At 61.1% G+C, this 3009-nt stretch carries 2 protein-coding genes and 1 pseudogene; 1 reads left to right on the forward strand and 2 read right to left on the reverse strand.

Annotated features, from left to right (window positions below; all coding sequences use genetic code 11):
* A pseudogene (locus tag AC1DUU_RS27740) lies at positions 1-351 on the reverse strand (hypothetical protein); the annotation flags it as partial.
* Between the two features lie 175 nt (positions 352-526).
* A complete protein-coding gene (locus tag AC1DUU_RS27745; RefSeq protein ID WP_476786563.1) occupies positions 527-1372 on the reverse strand; it encodes a MurR/RpiR family transcriptional regulator in 846 nt (281 codons plus the stop codon).
* 247 nt (positions 1373-1619) lie between these two features.
* On the opposite strand from AC1DUU_RS27745, the gene AC1DUU_RS27750 reads away from it, so the two are divergent.
* On the forward strand, positions 1620-3009 hold a 1390-nt coding region (locus tag AC1DUU_RS27750; protein ID WP_476786564.1), incomplete at its 3' end, for an MFS transporter.

The following is a 3009-nucleotide window of genomic DNA, read 5'->3' on the forward strand; positions in this document are numbered from 1 at the left end:
CTGCAAGGCTTCCACGACCTGCGGCCGGCGTATCACCGTTGCCGAGGGTTGAGCGTGGGGCGTCACCGCGACCTGAACTTCCGGCATCGACGGCTGCACGGCGGAAACCTCAGCCTGTGTTTCGCCCTGACCGGCATCGGCCTCGCCGTCCGCATGGCGCTTTGCGGCATCGTAATCGGGAGTGCGGGTGAAGCGCACATTGGGTGCCAGGAAGAAATAATCTTGCCAGCCGGGGCCGTCCGCCGCCGAGGGCAGCTGGCCTGCCGCCCTGTCGCCGCGCTTGTTGTCAGGGTGGCTCGCGCCGTCATCGTGCGAAGCCGTGTCCGGAAGATTGGTTCGAGAAAAACGCATGGACTGCATACTCAAGACTCGCCGATGAAACGTCTGCTGAGCAATAGGAAGCGAGTGGTTAACAGTTCCTTCCCGCCGGCCACTCTGACCGTGAAAGTGAACATCTGTCGCGGCCCGGCGCAGTGCCCTCCGCCACTGGGCTATGCAGTCGTGGAAAGTCGCAAGGTATGAGGAGCTACAACTCCTCCAGCGCATCGCCAATTCGTTCGATGCCCCTGAGACGGGTTCGTCCGGCGGCACCTGAGCGTTCGATGGCGCGGGTTGCGAGAAGGTGGCAGATCGCCATCGCCGAGACGTGGTTGAACAGAGGCCCTGGCGCCAGCGTCTGGCAGCGAAAATGCCAGGTTGCACTTTGCCGGTGGGAAACGCCCTCGTCGGTGATGTAGAGCAGCTTCGCACCGCTTTTTTCGATGGCCGACAGTACCATCTCCATACGCGCGATCCGGCGGCGCAGTCCGAAGACCACCGCCACGTCATTGCTGCCGACGCTGACCAGGTGCTCGCCCAGCGTCTGTCCCCCGCCCGGTATGGCGACAATGTTTTCCACCACCTGCGTCATCTGCCATTGGAAATAGTCGGCGAAAGGATGGCTGCTGCGAAAGCCAAGCACCCAGATCTTGCGGCTTGCCAGCATTGCCTCGACGGCAGCGTCAATCTGGCTGTCGGTGATGGTGGCGAAGGTGCCCTCGATATTGGCGATGCCCTGGGCCACATGGGCGCCCAGCGACTGAACCGTCGCCGTGTCGGTCGACGTCGTCAGGAACAGGCGCGAGCCGGTCTGCTTTTCCTCGCGCGCATGGCGGCGGGCTTCTTCGTAGTTCTCATAGCCCAGCCGTTTGACAAAGCGCGAAACCGTGGCGTTGGAGACGTTCGCCAAAGTGGCGAGCTCCGATGCAGAATAGCTGGCCAGCTCACCGGGAAAGTCGCAGACGAAGTCGCCAAGCCGCCGTTCCGCCGGGTGAAGCTCGTCTAGCGCCTCACGCACGCGGAAAAGAAAGGGCCGATCCTTGGGGTTCGTCATGCCGCCTGCCATTGAATTGTCGTCGCGCACATTTGCGCCGTTCAGGCGCGTCAGCAAGGGTGGAAACTTCAGAAGCCCTGCTTGGACTGCCGTAATCACTTAGGAATCACAGAGACATAAGCACATTTGCACACAACACAACTCTGCTATCTCCCCTACGTAAGTTTTGACTATAAAAAGATTGTTTCATATGTTACTTACGTGAAAATCAGTTTTCATATCTGGGTCAGCCAAGGGGGGAGAAACCATGGCAGCGGAAAATATGGTGCCGTCCGGCAAGTCATCGCCGGTCATTAGACAACTCGAATCGTCGCTCAGCCGCATAGGGGTGACAGGAGCGCACAAGCAGATCATCGCGCTGGTRCTCATTGGTGTGCTGTTCGATGCTTTCGAGCAGAACACAATCGGCGTTTCCGGGCCGATGCTCAAGGAGAGTTGGGGGCTGACTGGCGCCGACATCGGCTTCCTGAACACCATCACCTTCGGCAGCGCGGCCATCGGGCGGCTGCTGTCGGGCATCCTTGGCGACCGTTATGGCCGTCGCGTGATGCTGACCTTCAACCTGCTGCTCTTCACCATCGGTTCGCTGGCCTGCGCGCTGGCGCCGAATTTCGCGATGCTCGCCATTGCGCGTGGCGTTGTCGGCTTCGGCATCGGCGGCGAGATTTCGACGGCGGTGACCATGCTGTCTGAATTCTGCTCGCCAAAATTTCGCGGAACGGCGGCGGGACTGGTCAATGTCGGCGCCGGCGGCTTCGGCAACTTCCTCGCACCTGCCTTCGGCCTTTTGATCTTCACGATTTTTCCGGGTGAGAACGGCTGGCGCTGGCTGTTCGCCGCGCTGGCTTTGCCGGCGTTGCTGGTGGTGTTTTATCGCCGCTTCGTGCCGGAGACACCGCGTTTCCTGGCCTCGCAAGGCAGGATCGCAGAGGCCAACAAGGTGCTCTCGATCCTGGAATCGGGAACGCTCAGGCCACAAAACCTTGTTGTCCGCGAGTACCTGACGGCCGACCCGGCGCAGGAAGCGCCGAGCAAGAGCGCCTGGAAAGAGCTGTTCCGCGCGCCGTATCTCGGCCGGACGATTCCGGTCGCCATTGCCATCCTGATGAGCTACGGCGCGCAGCTTTCGGTGCTGACGCTTATGCCCATCATCTTCGTGTCGATGGGCTATACGCTGCAGGGCAGCCTGCTCTACTCCATGATCATCCAGAGCGGCAGCGTGCTYGGCGCCGTCGCGGCTTCGATGTTCGGCTACTACTTCCCGCGCAAGAAGGTGCTGACGGTGGGTGCGATCTTCGCCTGCCTGGCCGCCGTCTCGATCGCCACTCTCGGCACCAACATCTATCTGGTGCTGATGTTCGGCGCGATCTTCCAGTTCTTCGTGCTGCTGCTCAACACCTCGATCTGGATCTATGCGCCGGAGCTTTTCCCGACCCGCATTCGCGCCTTCGGCGTGGCCTTCATCCTGGCGACGGGATCGGCGGCGGGTTCATTCGTGCCGACGATCTCGGGCGCATTGTTCGACATCTACGGCATGRTCGGCGTGTTCGGCCTGGCAGCCGCCATGTACGCCGTCTTCGCCGTCTGCATCCAGATGGGACCTGAAACCTACGGCATGTCGATGGAAGACCTGACAC

This window comes from Aminobacter sp. P4_H6_2 (assembly GCF_056400805.1).

Excerpts from the sequence above, each read along its gene's own strand:
- AC1DUU_RS27745 (WP_476786563.1), bottom strand. The coding sequence starts at position 1,372 with ATGACGAACCCCAAGGATCGGCCCTTTCTTTTCCGCGTGCGTGAGGCG.